At 63.7% G+C, this 16,856-nt stretch carries 16 protein-coding genes; 10 read left to right on the top strand and 6 right to left on the bottom strand.

Going from position 1 to position 16,856, the window contains the following annotated elements:
* Positions 1–17 precede the first annotated feature (17 nt).
* The 4 genes from J2T57_RS10560 to J2T57_RS10575 form a co-directional block, all read right to left on the bottom strand.
* Positions 18–2,789: a valine--tRNA ligase gene (locus J2T57_RS10560; RefSeq protein WP_253477724.1), complete on the bottom strand. Its 2,772-nt coding sequence runs from the start codon at positions 2,787–2,789 to the stop codon at positions 18–20.
* Between the two features lie 97 nt (positions 2,790–2,886).
* Positions 2,887–3,153 (bottom strand): hypothetical protein, encoded by a 267-nt coding sequence (locus J2T57_RS10565; RefSeq protein WP_253477727.1) that lies wholly within the window; start codon positions 3,151–3,153, stop codon positions 2,887–2,889.
* Positions 3,154–3,594 (bottom strand): DNA polymerase III subunit chi, encoded by a 441-nt coding sequence (locus J2T57_RS10570; RefSeq protein WP_253477730.1) that lies wholly within the window; start codon positions 3,592–3,594, stop codon positions 3,154–3,156. It lies immediately after the preceding gene.
* Positions 3,595–3,609: 15 nt separating this feature from the next.
* Positions 3,610–5,100, bottom strand: a complete 1,491-nt coding sequence (locus J2T57_RS10575; RefSeq protein WP_253477733.1) for a leucyl aminopeptidase — start codon at positions 5,098–5,100, stop codon at positions 3,610–3,612.
* 173 nt (positions 5,101–5,273) lie between these two features.
* Between J2T57_RS10575 and lptF the strand changes: the two genes are divergently transcribed.
* Positions 5,274–6,371, top strand: coding sequence for an LPS export ABC transporter permease LptF (gene lptF / locus J2T57_RS10580; protein ID WP_253477737.1), 1,098 nt, complete (start codon positions 5,274–5,276; stop codon positions 6,369–6,371).
* Positions 6,371–7,432, top strand: coding sequence for an LPS export ABC transporter permease LptG (gene lptG, locus J2T57_RS10585; protein WP_253477740.1), 1,062 nt, complete (start codon positions 6,371–6,373; stop codon positions 7,430–7,432). The genes lptF and lptG overlap by 1 nt, the downstream gene beginning before the upstream one ends.
* On the opposite strand, the gene J2T57_RS10590 is transcribed toward lptG, so the two are convergent.
* Positions 7,408–7,851 carry an RDD family protein gene (locus tag J2T57_RS10590; protein ID WP_253477742.1) on the bottom strand — a complete coding sequence of 148 codons (444 nt, stop codon included), beginning with the start codon at positions 7,849–7,851 and terminating at the stop codon, positions 7,408–7,410. The two genes, lptG and J2T57_RS10590, sit on opposite strands and share 25 nt — an antisense overlap.
* A gap of 121 nt (positions 7,852–7,972) precedes the next feature.
* On the opposite strand from J2T57_RS10590, the gene pcnB reads away from it, so the two are divergent.
* The 5 genes from pcnB to panC all read left to right on the top strand — a co-directional run bounded on the left by pcnB (position 7,973) and on the right by panC (position 12,296).
* Positions 7,973–9,328, top strand: coding sequence for a polynucleotide adenylyltransferase PcnB (gene pcnB / locus J2T57_RS10595; RefSeq protein ID WP_253477745.1), 1,356 nt, complete (start codon positions 7,973–7,975; stop codon positions 9,326–9,328).
* Positions 9,325–9,831: a 2-amino-4-hydroxy-6-hydroxymethyldihydropteridine diphosphokinase gene (gene folK / locus J2T57_RS10600; protein ID WP_253477748.1), complete on the top strand. Its 507-nt coding sequence runs from the start codon at positions 9,325–9,327 to the stop codon at positions 9,829–9,831. Before pcnB ends, folK begins: the two co-directional genes overlap by 4 nt.
* Positions 9,828–10,496, top strand: a complete 669-nt coding sequence (locus J2T57_RS10605; RefSeq protein ID WP_253477751.1) for a deoxynucleoside kinase — start codon at positions 9,828–9,830, stop codon at positions 10,494–10,496. The genes folK and J2T57_RS10605 overlap by 4 nt, the downstream gene beginning before the upstream one ends.
* Positions 10,497–10,589: 93 nt before the next feature.
* A complete protein-coding gene (panB, locus tag J2T57_RS10610; protein WP_253477754.1) occupies positions 10,590–11,411 on the top strand; it encodes a 3-methyl-2-oxobutanoate hydroxymethyltransferase in 822 nt (273 codons plus the stop codon).
* Between the two features lie 27 nt (positions 11,412–11,438).
* Positions 11,439–12,296, top strand: a complete 858-nt coding sequence (panC, locus tag J2T57_RS10615; RefSeq protein ID WP_253477756.1) for a pantoate--beta-alanine ligase — start codon at positions 11,439–11,441, stop codon at positions 12,294–12,296.
* Here panC and queG read toward each other — a convergent pair.
* Complete coding sequence (queG, locus tag J2T57_RS10620; RefSeq protein ID WP_253477759.1) at positions 12,277–13,347, bottom strand: tRNA epoxyqueuosine(34) reductase QueG; 1,071 nt, start codon at positions 13,345–13,347, stop codon at positions 12,277–12,279. The two genes, panC and queG, sit on opposite strands and share 20 nt — an antisense overlap.
* Positions 13,348–13,407: 60 nt before the next feature.
* Between queG and J2T57_RS10625 the strand changes: the two genes are divergently transcribed.
* The 3 genes from J2T57_RS10625 to J2T57_RS10635 all read left to right on the top strand — a co-directional run bounded on the left by J2T57_RS10625 (position 13,408) and on the right by J2T57_RS10635 (position 16,771).
* On the top strand, positions 13,408–14,892 hold the full coding sequence (locus J2T57_RS10625; protein WP_253477762.1) for an NAD(P)H-hydrate dehydratase: 1,485 nt from the start codon (positions 13,408–13,410) through the stop codon (positions 14,890–14,892).
* The gene (tsaE, locus tag J2T57_RS10630) at positions 14,889–15,386 is read left to right on the top strand and encodes a tRNA (adenosine(37)-N6)-threonylcarbamoyltransferase complex ATPase subunit type 1 TsaE (protein ID WP_253477764.1); all 498 of its coding nucleotides are present in this window, start codon (positions 14,889–14,891) and stop codon (positions 15,384–15,386) included. The genes J2T57_RS10625 and tsaE overlap by 4 nt, the downstream gene beginning before the upstream one ends.
* 101 nt (positions 15,387–15,487) lie before the next feature.
* Entirely contained in the window at positions 15,488–16,771 is a 1,284-nt protein-coding gene (locus J2T57_RS10635; protein WP_253477767.1) for an N-acetylmuramoyl-L-alanine amidase, read from the top strand.
* Positions 16,772–16,856: the final 85 nt, after the last annotated feature.

Consider the following 16,856-nt stretch of genomic DNA (forward strand, 5'->3'; position numbering starts at 1 on the left):
CCGACCCAGAGAGCACACTACAGACGCTCGATCTTTTCGTACTGTGCCTCCAGCCGCTGCAGGGCGGACTGGAAACTCGCGACACGCTTGCGTTCCTGTTCCACCACTTCAGCCGGGGCTTTTTCGGTGAAGCTCGGATTGTCGAGCTTCTTCCTGGCTCGATCGAGGTCTGCCCGCGCCTTGTCCCGCTCTTTCGCGAGACGGCGTAGCTCGGCGTCCTTGTCGATGAGCCCGGCCATGGGAACCAGCACCTGCATGTCTCCAACCAGGGCAATGGCCGACTCGGGTGCTTCTTCGCCATCAGCAAGCACGGTAATGCTTTCCAGCCGTGCCAGGCGTTCAACGTACAGTCGATGCTCGGAGAGCCGACGACGATCATCGTCGCCAGCCTGTTGTAACAGAACCGGCAGTGCCTTGTTGGGCGGGATGTCCATTTCGCCGCGAATCCGCCGTACACCCAGGATGAAGGACTTCACCCAGGCAATGTCTGCCTCCGCCGCGGTGTCCCGTCGGCTTTCGTCTGCAACCGGATAGGCCTGGAACATGATGCTGTCGGCCTGAACACCCGCCAGCGGTGCGACGCGTTGCCAGATTTCTTCTGTAATGAAAGGCAGGAATGGATGGGCCAGGCGCAGCACGGCCTCCAGCACCCGTACCAGCGTGCGGCGGGTGCCACGCAGGGCGAGCGCATCGTCCGCGGTCTGGAGTACTGGTTTGGATAACTCCAGGTACCAGTCGCAGTACTCGTTCCAGATGAACTCGTAGAGGGCCTGGCTGGCCAGGTCGAGGCGGTAGCTACGGATGTGCTGGTCGACTTCCTGCTCCGTTGCCTGCAGACGGGAGATGATCCAGCGCTCCGCAAGCCCCAGGGTGACCTCACCGCCGTCGACACCGCAATCCTGATCTTCGGTATTCATCAGTACGTAGCGTGCCGCGTTCCACAGCTTGTTGCAGAAGTTGCGGTACCCGTCCACGCGGCCCATGTCGAAGACGACGTCGCGGCCGGTGGTGGCCAGGGAGCAGAACGTGAAGCGCAGGGCATCCGTACCGTGGGGCTCGATGCCGTTCGGGAACTGGCGGCGGGTGGCTTTCTCGATGCTGGCGGCCTTTTGCGGCTGCATCAGTCCTGCCGTGCGCTTGGCCACCAGGGATTCCAGGTCGATGCCGTCGATGATGTCCAGCGGGTCGAGGACGTTGCCCTTGGACTTGGACATCTTCTGCCCGTCGGCATCGCGCACCAGGCCATGGATATAGACCTCATGGAACGGCACCTCGTCCATGAACTTCATGCCGAACATGATCATTCGAGCCACCCAGAAGAAGATGATGTCGAACCCGGTGACCAGCACATTGGTGGGGTAGAACGTCTTCAGTTCCGGCGTCTGCTCCGGCCAGCCCAGGGTGGAAAATGGCCACAGGGCCGACGAGAACCACGTGTCCAGCACGTCTTCGTCCTGGCGCAGGGGGACATCCCGACCATGTTTGTCGCGGGCCTGTTGTTTGGCGTCTTCCTCGCTGCGGGCAACGAAGATATTGCCGTCCTCGTCGTACCAGGCGGGAATCCGGTGCCCCCACCAGATCTGCCGCGAGATGCACCAGTCCTCGATGCGGCGCATCCAGTCGTAATAGGTGTTCTTCCAGTTGTCCGGCACGAAGCGGATACGGCCGTCTTCCACGGCCTCGATGGCCGGTTTCGCCAATGGTTCTGCCCGCACGAACCATTGGTCCGTGAGAAACGGCTCGATGACTGCACCGGTGCGGTCACCGCGGGGCACCATGAGCTTGTGTGGTTCGATGCGCTCCATCAGCCCCTGGGCTTCAAGATCAGCCACGATGCGCTTGCGTGCCTCGTAGCGGTCCAGTCCCTGATAGGCAATGGGCGCCTCTTCATTGATCTGTGCGTCTTCCGTGAAGATGTTGATCAGCGGCAGGTCATGGCGCTGGCCAACGGCGTAATCGTTGAAGTCGTGGGCAGGGGTGATCTTCACGCAGCCGGAGCCAAAGCTCGGGTCCACGTAATCGTCTGCGATGACCGGGATTTCCCGGTCGGTGAGAGGCAGGCGGATCGTTTTACCGATCAGGTGCCGATAGCGCTCGTCGTCGGGGTGCACGGCCACGGCGGTGTCGCCGAGCATGGTCTCCGGCCGGGTGGTGGCGACCACCAGGGAGTCGCTGCCGTCGGCCAGGGGATAGCGCATATGCCAGAGACTGCCCTGTTCTTCCTCTGCCAGTACTTCCAGATCGGAGACCGCTGTGTGCAGCACCGGATCCCAGTTCACCAGGCGCTTGCCGCGGTAGATGAGCCCGTCTTCATGCAGGCGCACGAAGACTTCGCGCACGGCATGGGAGAGACGGTCGTCCATGGTGAAGCATTCCCGTGACCAATCCACCGATGCGCCCATGCGCCGAAGTTGCCGGGTGATGGTGCCGCCGGACTCCGCTTTCCATTCCCAGACCCGGTCGATGAAGGCATCACGGCCAAGGTCGTGGCGTGTCTTGCCTTCCTGGTTGAGTTGGCGCTCAACTACCATCTGCGTGGCAATACCGGCATGGTCCGTGCCCGGCTGCCACAGCGTGCGATCACCCCGCATGCGATGGTAACGGGTGAGCACATCCATGATGGTGTCCTGGAAGGCATGGCCCATGTGCAGCGTGCCGGTAACGTTGGGCGGCGGAATGACAATGCAGTAGGCCGGGCCGCTGCCGCTCGCTGGCGCGAACAGGTTGCGCTGCTCCCAGTCGTCGTACCAACGTTGCTCAATGGCCTTGGGATCGTACGTCTTGTCCATGCCTTACCTTGTCACTGTGTGAATAACGAAATGAGTCGCCGCCGGGGCTGCCGGCAAAGCCGTGCATTATAGCCGACTGGCTGGGGGTGTCGCCGGCTCAGGACGGTTCGTCGCGGTCCTGGGGTTGCCGTCGGCCGACGTGGCCGCGTACCCGTGCCGCGACTTCGTCCACCAGGCTGCCGGCTACAGGCCTGAGCTCGGCAGGGACGCGCTGGCCCCAACCCTCGGTCTCCGGGGCCGACCCACTGTCCGCGGCCTGTTCCGAGAGCGGAAGCCACAAGCCCAGCGGCTTGAGGCGGTCGCCGGGGCAGATCACATCGGTCAGCACGGTGGGGTCGTCCGGTTTGTTCTTGTCTGTCGCCATTCATCCGATCCGGTGGTAGTGCAGGTCCATGCCCAGGTCACGGTACTGCCGGAATCGGCTGCGCGCCGGCGCGAGCAGACGTTCACTCTGGTCGGCGATTTCCGCCAGGCGATTGCAACCGACAGCCGGTTCAGGCTCTGAAGGCGCCAGGTTGATCATCAGATCATAGGCATTGCCCGGGGTCTGCTCCGCCGCGCCGATCACCACCGGATCCTGTTCATCGGCGCTGTCGACAACGGCATGAGGCACAAAGGCACCATCCCGAAAGGTCCACAGCAAGGCATCCAGACGGGTCGCCTGCGCCTGGTCTTCGGCGCGCACGAACACCCGGTAGCCTTGATGCCATGCCTTCTCTACCAGGCGGCAGGCGAGCAGCTCACGATCACCGGCGCTGGTGCCCTCGAGCACGTAGAAATCCGCCCGACGTTGCGCCGTGACCATGGGGCACCCTCTCTATCAGCCGGCGCGGTCGATCAGATACTGTGTGAGCAGTGGGACCGGACGCCCGGTGGCGCCCTTCTTGTCGCCACTGTTCCAGGCTGTGCCGGCAATATCCAGATGCGCCCAGCGGTACTTCTTGGTGAAACGCGCCAGGAAGCAGCCGGCGGTGATGGTGCCAGCGGAGCGCCCGCCGATGTTCTGCATGTCGGCGAAGTTGCTCTTCAACTGTTCGTCCCACTCTTCGCCCAGTGGCAACTGCCAGGCGCGGTCATCGGCGGACTTGCCGGCGGCGAGCAACTGGTCGGCGAGCCCGGTGTTGTTGCTCATGAGGCCATGCACATGATGACCCAGGGCGATGATACAGGCGCCGGTCAGCGTCGCCATGTTGACCACGCTCGCCGGCTTGTAGCGCTCGGCATAGGTCAGGGCATCGCAGAGCACAAGGCGCCCCTCGGCATCTGTATTGAGAATCTCGATGGTCTGTCCGGACATGCTGGTGACGACGTCACCGGGCTTGGTGGCGCGGCCGTCGGGCATGTTTTCCGCCGCGGCTATGATCACCACCAGGTTGATGGGCAGCTTCAGCGCCACCGCAGCCTGCATGGCACCGAAAGCACTGGCCGCGCCGCACATGTCGAACTTCATCTCATCCATGGCCGCGCCGGGCTTCAGCGAGATGCCGCCGGTGTCGAAGGTGATCCCCTTGCCCACCAGCACGTGGGGCGGCTCATCATCGCTTGCCCCGCGATAGTGCATCACGATGAGCCGTGCTTCCTGTTCGCTGCCCCGGGAGACAGAGAGCAGGGCGCCCATGCCCAGTTCCTCCATGGATGCTTCGTCGAGCACATCCAGTTCGATGGCCGGATAGGCTTCCTGCAGCGCCTTGGCCTGTCCGGCCAGGTAGGAGGGGGTGCAAATGTTGCCAGGCAGGTTGCCCAACTCGCGAGCCAGGTTCATGCCCTCGCCGATGGCCTTGCCAATGTCAGCCGCCGCTTCACCGCTGGCAACGTCGGCCTTGGCACCGACGTGAAAGATCATTTTCTTCAGTGCCGGCGGCGTATTGTCCTTCTCACTCTTGCAGGCATCGAAGCGGTAACGGGAGTGGATCACCGACTGGGCGGTGTCACGGATGATCCAGGCCTGATCGCGACCCTTGACCCGGGCGTCCGCCAGGCAGCAAAGGGCATCCTTGGCGCCACAATTCGAGAGGGTCTGCAACATGGCTTGCACGGCCTTGTCGTATGCGCGCTCGGTCAGATCCCGTTCGCGGCCAAGGCCGACCAACAGAACGCGGTCGGCGGCGATCCCCGGTACGGCTGGCAGCAGCAGGGTCTGGCCGATACGGCCATCCATATCCCCCTGCCGCAACAGTCGGCTCAGGTAGCCGTCGGCGGCCTCGTCAACCGCGGTCGCAACCGCATCCAGGCGCCGCTTCTCGGTGACACCGACGATCAGGCAGCCCGTGCGTTGCTTGATCGGATTGACGTGCTTTACCGCGAATTCCATCGATTGCTCCTGTATGCTCGCCGCGACATTCGCCAGTGAACGCCGCGCCTTGAAAGTGCGAGGATTGTAACGCACTCGGCAAAGCGACTGTAACGCCGTGATCTTGTGCTGCGAGGGCGCGCAGCCATTATGATGGGGCGGCCCCGTCGCCATCGGACATTCGGAGACCATCGTTGCGTTTCTCCATTATCAGTCGCTACCTGGTGCGCGAGATTACGCTGGCCTGGCTGGCTGTGACCGTGGTGCTGGTGGCCGTGCTGTTTACCAACCGGTTGATTCGCTACCTGGGCGATGCGGCCTCCGGGGCCCTGCCGGGTGACATCATTCTCTTGCTTATGGGCTTCAAGGCGCTCAGTTACACAGCGCTGGTGATTCCGGGCAGCTTCTTTCTCGGCGTGGTGCTCGCCATGGGACGGCTTTACCGCGACAGCGAGATGTCGGCCATGGGCGCTTGCGGCATTGGCCCCGGCAACATTTACCGCGCCGTCGCCCTGTTGGCTCTGCCGTTGACCTTGCTGGTGGGCTGGCTGTCCATCGAGACTGGCCCCTGGGCTGCCCGGGAGGGTCGCGAAGCGGAGCAAGTGGCCAGGGAGACGGTGGAAATCCAGGCAATACGACCCGGTCGGTTCATCCAGTCCTCACGCGCCGACGGGATGTTCTACATCGAACGCTTCGCTGCAGACGGCGAGCGCATGCGGGATGTCTACCTGCAGACCCGGCAGGGCGACGAGCAGGTCATGCTCGCCGCTGCCGAGGGCTTCATTCAGGTTGATCCGGATACCGGCGACCAGTACCTCGTGCTGCTCGACGGCCATCGGTATGACGGCTTCCCGGGTCAGAGTCAGTGGCGCGTCATGGAGTATGCCGTCCATGGTGTGCGGATCAGCGAGGGTGATCCGCCGACGGTGCGTACCCGGCGCGACGGCATCGCAACAGCACAGCTCTGGGGTAGCGACGATTTGGGGGAAAGAGCTGAACTACAGTGGCGATTGTCCATGCCGCTGATGGTGATCACGCTTGGCTTGATCGCGATCCCGCTGTCCCGCAGTTCCCCCAGGGATGGCCGATACGGACGTCTGCTCCTCGCGGTGCTGATCTTTGCCTCCTATTCCAATGCGCTCACGGTGGCACAGGGCTGGCTGGAGGATGGCCGTCTGCCATTGTGGCTTGGTTTGTGGCCGGTGCATGTGCTGGTTGCCGGCATCGGCCTGATCTGGCTGGCCGGCCAATATGGCCTGTTGCGGCGGCGGCCACGTGAAGGGGCCGCCTGATGGGGATTCTCGACCGGTACATCGCCCGCGCCGTGATCAGCGGCTCGCTGGTGGCCCTGGTCATTTTCGTGTCGTTGATCCTCATCTTCACCTTTGTCGAGGAAAGCGGCGACATTACCGACGACTACACCGCGTTCATCGCCCTGTTGCATGTGGGGTTGCAGGCCCCGCAACGGGCTTACGAGTCGTTTCCGGTGGCCACTCTGATCGGCAGCCTGATGACGCTTGGCGGGATGGCGGCGCGCAGTGAACTGGTGGTCATGCGGGCTGCCGGCATGTCGGTCCTGGGGATCGGCCGCAGCGTGGCCACGGCGGGTGTCCTGCTCGCCCTGATCGCGGTGGCGCTGGGGGAGTGGGTCGCACCGCCGGCGGAGCGGCTGTCACTGGAGGTCAAGGCGAGGGCGGAATCCGGGCAGGTTGGCGCACTCAGCCGCGACGGATTCTGGGCACGGGATGGTCGCCGTTTCGTTCAGGTGGGATACGCGCCCTCGGCGTCGGTGCTTGAGACTGTGAACATCTACGAATTCGACGAGGAGCGCCGGCTTGCCTTCGTGACCAGCGCCGACCGTGCCCGCTATGTCGGCGGCGAGTGGTTACTGGAAGGCGTGATCGTCACGCGTTTCGTTGATGGCAACGTCGAGCGTGAAGTCCGTGATGAGGCGCCATGGCGGTCAGATCTGCGCCCCGAGGTGCTTGATGTTGTGGTGGTTGATCCGGAGGCCCTGTCCATTGCAGAACTCTGGACCTATGTCAGCTACCTGGAGCGTAACGAGTTGGAAAGTGACCGCTACCGGTTGGCTTTCTGGCTCAAGCTCGCCACGCCGCTTGCCACCATCACCATGCTGCTATTGACCATCCCGCTTGCATTCGGCTCGCTGCGTTCCGTCGGGGCCGGCCAGCGGATCTTCATCGGCGTGATGATCGGTATCGTGTTTTTCCTCGCCAACAACCTCTTGAATCACCTGGGGCTGGTGTATGGCCTGCCACCGGTGGTCAGTGCTCTGCTGCCCACGCTGGTCTTTCTGGCAATCGCAATCTATACAACGTCACGGGTTCGGTGACGCACCACCAGGGTGGTTGACAGCATATCCGTCAGGCTTAACCGGCGGGGGTGGAAGGGCACACTGATCAGGGCGATAGGCCCCAGCGTCAGCACACCGACCATAATCCGGAGCATGACATCGTTCATGCCGATGCGTCCGCCGTCATGCCTTTGCAGCCTGAGTTTCCACGTCCACAATCCCAGTGTCTGGCCGCCGCGCATCCAGAAATAGCCGAAAAAGCCCACGATCAGCAGCACGACGTATGCCTGGAACGCAAGGCGCATCGGGCCATCCACGGCTTCGCCTCCGGTCAGGGGCAGAAACAGGAAGCTGCCGGCAATGAGTACTGCCAGCAGCAGCAATCCGTCGTAGACCATGGCGGACAGGCGCCGGAACACGCCACCCGGGGCGCCGTCAGGGATCTCTTCTCTGGACATGATCGCTGCCTTTGGCGAGGAGATGCCGCTCCCGGCGTGTCGGGAGCGCGTCTAATGGCCTGTGTGCTTGAGCGGTCGCTGCAAACCCCCGAGCCCGGTGGTATTATACGGCCTCACTTTCATGGCTCAAGCTCGGTACCCAGTGACGGAACAGACTTCATCAGAACGCTTACCCCAGCCGGTCATCTTCCAGCGTTCCGAGCATCGCATCTCTCGCGCGGAAATCAGCGATAACGCTCTCAAGGTCCTGTATCGCCTGAACAAGGCGGGGTATGAGGCGTATCTTGTAGGCGGCGGCGTCCGGGATCTGTCCCTTGGCCGCGAACCCAAGGACTTCGACGTGGCGACCAACGCCAAGCCCGAGGAGGTGCGCGCGCTGTTCCGCAATTGCCGGCTGATCGGCCGGCGGTTCCGTCTTGCCCACGTCCATTTCGGGCCGGAGATCATCGAGGTGGCCACTTTCCGGGCCGCCCATGACGGCAACGGTGAGGCCGAGGGCGAAGGGGAGATGCGTGACGGCATGCTGGTGCGCGACAATGTCTACGGCACCGTGGAAGAAGACGCGCTGCGGCGCGATTTCACCGTCAACTCCCTGTACTACAACATTGCCGACTTCTCCGTGGTCGACTTTGCCCATGGCATGGATGATCTGGAGGCCGGACTGATCCGGCTGATCGGCGATGCCGAGGAACGTTACCGGGAAGATCCGGTACGCATGCTCCGGGCGGTGCGCTTTGCCGCCAAGCTCGGTTTCAGGGTCGAAGATGATGCCGCCAGGCCGATTCCCGAGCTCGCGGGACTGCTCGAGAATGTGCCGCAGGCGCGGTTGTTCGAAGAAGTCCTCAAGCTCTTGATGGGCGGGCAGGGTGCCCAGACGTTCGACGCACTGCGCTACCATGGTCTGTTCGGTGCGCTGTTTCCGGCCACCGAGGCGCAGCTTCAGATTGACGAGCACGGCACCTGGGTTCAGTTCATCAACGCGGCGCTGGAGAACACTGATCAGCGGATCGCTGACGGAAAGCCCGTTACCCCGGCTTTCCTGTTCGCCGCAATTCTCTGGCCGGTGGTGACAGCGCGGGTTGCCCGCAGCGTCGAGGAAGAGGGCCTGAACGAAGCGCAGGCACTGCAGAACGCCACTGCCGACGTATTGCAGCAGCAGGTGCAGCGCGTGGCCATTCCCAAGCGTTTCAGCCTGCCAATGCGCGAGATTTTCCTGATGCAACCGCGCTTGCTGCGATTCCGCGGGCGTCGCGCCGGGCGACTCGCCGCCCATCCACGCTTCCGTGCGGCGTACGACTTTCTTCTGTTGCGGGCCCGAGTGGGCGATGCGCCGCAGGATCTGGCCGACTGGTGGACCGAATACCAGCAACAGGATGAAGGTGCGGCCGCCGTTGCCTCTGCCCCCACTGGGCCACGTCGACGCCGCCGTCGCCGGCGGAGAAATGGCGGAGGGGGTGGCGGCGAGGGTGGCCAGTGACGGTCGCTTTCGTCGGGCTTGGCAGTAACCTCGATGATCCGCCGGCGCGGCTCAGGGCGGGCCTTGCCGGTTTGCGTGGGCTGCGGCTGACGTCCCTGCAGGCGTGTTCCCGGCTCTATCTCAGCCCGCCCATGGGCCCGCAGGATCAACCGGACTACTACAATGCGGTGGCGTGCCTTGAGACCGACCTGCAACCCCATGAATTGTTGACTGCCCTGCAGGCGATCGAGGTTGCCGAGGGGCGTCGTCGTGTTCGTCCGTGGGGCCCCAGAACGCTGGATCTGGATCTCCTCAGCATGGGTGATATACGGGTTATGTCGGCGACTCTGGCACTGCCACACTCCGGCGTCCTGGAGCGCGACTTCGTGCTCGCGCCGTGGGCTGAGATTGCGCCGGACTATGTTGTCCCCGGGCTGGGGCCAGTGGCGCAGCTGCTGCATGATTGCCCGGCCCGTGGGGCACGACCGCTCGATGAGCCACAGACTCGGTTGGAGACGCCATGACGGGTAATCTGCAGGAGCCACCAAGGGTGCCGCGACACCTCGTGGTGGAAGGGCCCATCGGCGTCGGCAAGACCACGCTTGCACGGCGATTGGCACAGTCTCTCGGCAGTCAACTCCTGCTTGAGGGCGCCGATGAGAACCCGTTTCTCGAGCGCTTCTACCAGAGCCCCAGGGACGCTGCCTTCCCGACCCAGATGTACTTTCTGATCCAGCGTGCAGAGCAACTGCGTGGCTTGCGCCAGGGCGATCTGTTCGAGGAACGGCATGTGGCCGACTTCCTGTTCGAAAAGGACCGGATGTTCGCCGAGTTGACCCTGCGGCCGCCGGAACTTGCGTTATATGACAAGATTTATCAGGAGCTTGCGGTAGAGCTGGCGCCGCCGGACATGGTGATCTACCTGCAGGCGCCCGTGGACGTGCTGATGGAGCGCATCCGCCGCCGTGGCATCGCCCATGAGCAGGCGATTACCGCTGACTACCTGCAACGTCTCAGTGATGCTTACGTCAACTTCTTCTATCATTACGACGCTGCACCCCTGCTCATTGTGAACGCGACGGCCATTGACCTCGCGGATAACGATGCAGACTACGCTCAGCTGCTGGAGCGGGTCTGGGATTTGCAGAGCGGGCGGCGATACTTCAACCCGGCGCCGATCGATCTTTAGTCGGACCCGCCCCTTTCATCTGACGCGCTGCAGCACTATCCTTGCGATCCCTGAACAATGTACTGCCGGGCCATTGCCGTGGGTGAATGAACTATGTACGCAGGTGAGACCGAGAAGCAACGCAAGCCAGTGACCGTCGCGTCCCTGTTACGCATGAAGGAGCGTGGCGAGAAGATCGCCTGCCTCACCGCCTACGATTTCAGCTTTGCCGTGGCCCTTGATCGGGCCGGTGTCGACGTGATTCTGGTTGGCGACTCGCTGGGCATGGTCATGCAGGGGCGGGAGACCACCCTGCCTGTCACCATGGAGAACATGATCTACCACGCACGCTGCGTTGCCCGTGCCCACACCGCCGCGCTGCTCATGGTGGACATGCCGTTCATGAGCCACTACACCGTGGCCGAGGCCCTGCACAACGCTGGCCGACTCATGAAGGAGGGCGGCGCACGAATGGTCAAGCTGGAAGGAACCGGCGAGCAGGCGGAAATTGTCAATCAACTGACTGTGGCCGGCATTCCTGTCTGTGCTCATCTGGGCCTGCGTCCGCAGGCCGTGCACAAGCTGGGTGGCTATCGCGTCCAGGGGCGTGAAGAAGCAGCAGCCCGTGCCATGCTGGAAGACGCGCGGGTGCTGGAGCAGGCAGGTGCCGACATGCTCTTGCTGGAGTGCGTGCCTGCGGGACTGGTGGCGGAAATCACCGCTGCTACCCGGGTACCGGTCATCGGCATTGGCGCCGGTGGCGAGTGCGACGGGCAGATTCTTGTACTACAGGATATGCTCGGCCTGACGCCGGGGCGTATTCCTCGCTTCTCCCGGAATTTCATGCCCGAGGGCGGCAGTATCCCCGGGGCGCTCGAAGCCTACGTGGCGGCCGTTCGGGGGCGTACGTTCCCGGCGGCGGAGCACACCTTCTAGGTCGCCCCCCTGGAGTCTCTGGTCGCCATGCATCAGATCACGACGCGCGAGGACCTGCGCCGGCGGGTATCCGGCTGGAAGCGGGCAGGGGAGTTGGTGGCGCTGGTTCCCACCATGGGCAATCTGCATGCCGGCCATCTCAGCCTGGTGGATGCCGCACGGGAGGCTGCGGATCGGGTGGTCGTTTCCGTCTTCGTGAACCCGACCCAGTTCGGCGCCGGTGAGGACTACACCACCTACCCGAGGACCCTGGATGCGGATCGGCAACTCCTGGAGGTCCGCGGCGTAGACCTGCTGTTCGCGCCAGACGTCGGCACCATGTACCCGGAAGGCACGGCGAAGGGGGCTCGTATCCAGGTGCCGGCGCTTGAGGGGATGCTCTGTGCCCTGTCGCGCCCGGGACACTTCTCCGGAGTCGCCACCGTCGTGGCCAAGCTTTTCAATCTGGTCGCTCCGGACCGCGCCTACTTCGGTCTCAAGGACTACCAGCAGCTGCTGGTGATTCAACACATGGTGCGGGATCTGTCCATGCCGGTAGAGGTCATTGGCGTCGAGACCGTCCGGGCGCCGGATGGGCTGGCGCTCAGTTCCCGCAACGGATATCTGTCGCCGGACGATCGCGCTCGGGCGCCCTGGTTGAATAAGGTGTTGGCGGATGCCGCTACCGCACTGCAACAGGGCGAGCGGGACTTTACTGCCCTTGAGAACACCGCGAGCAAAGCCCTCATCCAGGCCGGACTGGAGCCTGACTACGTGGCCATTCGGCGCCCCGACGATCTGCTCCGTCCCGGCGTCGGCGAGCATGCCTTCATCGTCCTTGGTGCAGCCAGGCTGGGTGGCACCCGTTTGATCGACAACGTCACCGTCACGACTGCTGCTGGTTGATAAGCTGTCGCGACAGCGCCCATTGCGCATGTTCCCGTACCAGAGCCGAGGGATGGCCGCAGCGGCCCCGCAGGGCATCCTGAATCGCCCGTGACGGATTTGCGTTACCCAGCCCCACTGCCAGGTTCCGCAACCAGCGGACATGCCCCAGCCGTCGAATGGCCGAGCCTTCGGTGCGGCGCAGAAATGTGTCCTCATCCCACTGGAAGAGTTCCAGCAGCGCCGCGCCATCGAGGCCATGCCGGGGCTGGAAGTCCTGCTCCCCGGTCGGTTGCGCGAACTTGTTCCAGGGGCAGACGAGTTGGCAGTCGTCACAGCCGAACACCCGATTGCCCATCAGGGGCCGGAGGTGTTCAGGAATGCTGCCCTGATGCTCGATGGTCAGATAGGCGATGCACAGGCGGGCATCTAGCTGGTAGGGCGCCGTGATTGCGCGGGTCGGGCAGATGTCCAGACAGGCGGTGCAACTGCCGCAATGGCCGTCGGCGGGTGAGTCCAGTGGCAGCGGGAGGTCTGTGTAGATCTCGCCGAGAAAGAACCATGACCCCGCCTGGCGATTGATCAAGACAGTGTGTTTGCCGATCCAGCCCAGCCCGGCTTTCTCCGCCAGCGGTTTTTCCATGACCGGGGCACTGTCGACGAATACCCGATAGCCCACCTCGCCCACGGTCTCACTGATGCGGGTCGCCAACTGCTGCAGGCGCTTTCGGAGCAACTTGTGGTAGTCCCGCCCCAGGGCATAGCGGGCCACGAATGCTGCTCCGGGCGAGTCGATCTGTGTCCACGATTCCTTCGCTTCCGGCAGGTAATCCATCCGTGCGCTGATGACGCGCACGGTTCCCGGCACCAGTTCCTGCGGTCGGCTGCGCTTTGTCCCATGGCGCTCCATCCATCTCATGTCACCGTGTCGGCCCTGCTCCAGCCATTCGCCCAGGCGTGTCTCGGCCTGCTCGAGGGCCGTGTCGGTAATGCCAATCTGCTGAAAACCGAGCTCATGGCCCCAGTCGCGGATGTTTGCCGCCAGCGCGTTCATGTCCATGGGTTCTCGCATGACCGCGATTGTACTGCAGGGCGCACCGCGGGTGCGTCCTCCTTCGTTATACTGTGCGGCATGCGCAGTCTTCCACGCCCCCTTTTCCGACCGGAGCAGGTCGCGCGACTCGATCGCTATGCGATTGACGTGCTGGGTGTGCCTGGTATGGAACTGATGGACCGCGCCGGCGGCTTTGCCTATGCGGCGCTGCGAGCGACCTGGCCCGAGATGCGTTCTCTGGTCGTACTCTGTGGTGGCGGTAACAACGGTGGTGATGGCTATGTGATCGCAGAGCTGGCCCGTCGTGACGGTTTCCCGGTCAGTGTTGTTGCCATGGTTGAATCTTCCCGGCTCAAGGGTGACGCGGCGTCGGCCGCCCAGCGCTATCTGGGGGGCGGTGGGCACCTGAGGCGACTGGACGAGACCCTGCCCACTGCAGGCGCCGTAGTGGTCGACGCGCTACTCGGCACCGGTCTGGAGCGGCCAGTGGCGCGTGACTGGGCGAAGCTCATCGATGCGGTGACCGCATCGGGTCTGCCAGTGCTCTCAGTGGATATCCCCTCAGGCCTGAATGGTGAAACCGGTGGCGTACTCGGCACGGCAATCCGGGCGGATCTGACCACAACTTTCATCGGCCTGAAACGGGGCTTGTTCACGGGCGCGGGCCCGTCCTGCACGGGGGATCTGCTCTACAGTGATCTGGCATTACCGCCGACTGTGGTCGAGCAGGAAGTCCCCGCCGCCTGGCGTACTGACTATGCGGCGGTGCGCCACCGGCTACGCAGGCGGCGCCGCGATGGCCATAAGGGCCTGTATGGCCACGTCCTGGTGGTGGGTGGTGATCATGGCACTGGCGGTGCCGTCATCATGGCCGCCGGCGGTGCATTGCGCGCCGGGGCCGGGCTGGTGTCGGTGGTGACGCGTTCTGCTCATGTCTCGCCGCTACTGGGTGCCTGCCCTGAAGCCATGGTGCTTGGCACCGAGGACGTCCCCGATGCGCTGGACAGGCTGCTGCCGCGGGCCTCCGTCGTTGCCCTGGGCCCCGGCCTTGGCACCGCTGCATGGGGCCGTACCCTCCTGCGAGCATGCATTGACAGTGGCAAGCCTCTGGTCGTTGACGCTGACGCCCTGAACCTGCTGGCCGATACGCCGGAAGCGCTGCCACAAGCCATTCTTACGCCCCATCCCGGCGAGGCGGGCCGGCTGCTTGGCATGTCCACCGAGGCCGTGCAGAACGATCGTTGGCATGCACTTGGTCTGCTTTGCCAGCGCTACCAGGCCACCGCGATTCTCAAGGGCGCGGGTACCCTGATCGGTGGCGGCGATCGGCCACCCCGGGTCTGTACCGGCGGCAACCCCGGTATGGCCACCGGCGGCACCGGGGATGTGCTCACCGGCATCTGCGCCGGACTGGTGGCGCAGGGCCTCACCCTTGCCGAGGCGGCAGAGCTTGCCGTCTGCCTGCATGCTGAGGCGGGGGATCAGGCGGCTGAGCATGGCGAGCGGGGGATGGTCGCCACGGATCTGCTGGAACCGCTGCGGGCCCTGGTGAACCCGATATGAGCAATACACGACGCTATGTTCTTCCTGACCAGGCAGGTACAGAGGCGCTGGGCGCCCGGCTGGCCAGGGTGCCAGGGGCGCTGGTGATCTTTCTTCATGGCGACCTGGGAGCCGGCAAGACGACCCTGGTGCGTGGCCTGTTGCGGGCCCTGGGTCACGCCGGGCTGGTGCCCAGCCCCACCTACACCCTGCTTGAGCCTTACACACTGCGGGATCGTCACTGCCTGCATCTCGACCTGTATCGCCTTGGAGATCCTGAAGAACTGGACTATCTCGGGCTGCGTGAGCTCATGGATGGCGATGTGCTCGTCCTGATCGAATGGCCGGAGCGTGGCGCTGGCGCCTTGCCTCCCGCGGATCTCGAACTGCGGCTGGATTACGACGGTGACGGGCGTGCAGCGACCCTCCATGCAGCAAGTGAACGTGGTCAGGCAGCGCTCGAACTTGTGGATCATGCGGACAAATCCGAACATTTTGATGAGAACGCACACTAGGTTCCTCTTCTATAGACCTGCCGTTGAAGGGGTTTTTCTTGCAATGGGTGCGTGGCCAAAGTACTTTATCAGGACAACTGGCCGTCGAGTTCCTGCCCGACATGAAGCGTATCTTTCTGCTGCTGGTCTGCCTGCTGCTGCAGCCGTTGTTCGCATCGGCGGACACCCGGGTGGACAGCGTGCGGGTATCCCACGATGAGGATCGCACCCGGGTGGTGTTCGATCTCAGCGGCCCGTCGGACCACAAGGTATTCCACCTTGAAGACCCCCACCGTGTGGTGATCGATCTCTCCAGCGCCCGCATGGCCACGGACAACCCCCCGTCCGGGCGCGGTGTATTGCAGCGTGTTCGCAGCGCGAGTCGTGGCGATGACGGTCTGCGCATGGTCCTCGACGTGGAGCAGGCCGTGAGGGTGCAGAGCTTCCTGGTCCGTCCCAATGACCAGTACGGCTACCGCCTGGTCGTGGACCTGCGCCCGGATGGTGGGCGCACGCAGCCACTGCGGCAGGCTCGTGGCGTCGACAGTGATCGGCGCGAAATCGTGGTGGCCATCGACCCGGGACACGGCGGACGGGACCCTGGTGCCATTGGTCCCGGTGGTACGCGTGAGAAGGATGTGGTCCTTGAGGTGGGCCGCAAGCTTGCCTACCTGCTGGAGCGCGAACCGGGGTTTCGCCCGGTCCTGATCCGGGATGACGACGTTTTCGTCCCCCTGGCCGAGCGTCGTGAGATGGCACGCCGCGAGCGTGCCGACATTTTCATTTCCCTGCATGCCGACGCCGTGGAAAGTGGTGGGCCGCGTGGCTCGTCGGTCTACACGCTGTCCCGCGGCGGTGCGACCTCGGAGCAGGCGCGGATGTTGGCCAGACGTGAGAATGCCGCAGACGTGATCGGCGGTGTCTCCCTGTCCGACAAGGACGATCTGGTGCGATCCGTGCTGGTGGATCTCTCCCGTGGCGCCACCCTGGAATACAGCGTTGACCTTGCCTCGGAGGTGCTGAAGGGGCTCTCGGAGGTCGGTCCGGTGCACAAGAGGGATGTGGAGCGCGCCGGATTCGTCGTATTAAAGTCTCTGGATATGCCTTCCGTCCTGGTTGAGTTGGCGTTCATCTCCAATCCCCATGAAGAGCGCCTGTTGCGGAACCCGGATCACCAGTGGAAGCTCGCCCGGGCAATCAATTCCGGAATTGCCAGCTACGCCGAGCGACATACCCCAGCGGAGCTGCGCCAGGCTGCCGGTGGCGATCGAGAGCATGTGGTACGGCGGGGCGATACTCTCAGTGGCATCGCCCGGCAGCATCGGGTCAGTGTTTCTGACCTGCGAGCCGCCAATGACATCAATGGCGATCGCATTCGCGTTGGCGCTACGCTGCGTATCCCCTGATTCACTTCTTTCCCACGGGTGGGGCGACAACTCCCGGCCCGATCTCCCATAATGTGCGAATTCTTCAGTTTGTCCTCGAGGGGGT

The sequence above is a fragment of the Natronocella acetinitrilica genome (assembly GCF_024170285.1).
Lineage (GTDB): Bacteria > Pseudomonadota > Gammaproteobacteria > Nitrococcales > Aquisalimonadaceae > Natronocella > Natronocella acetinitrilica.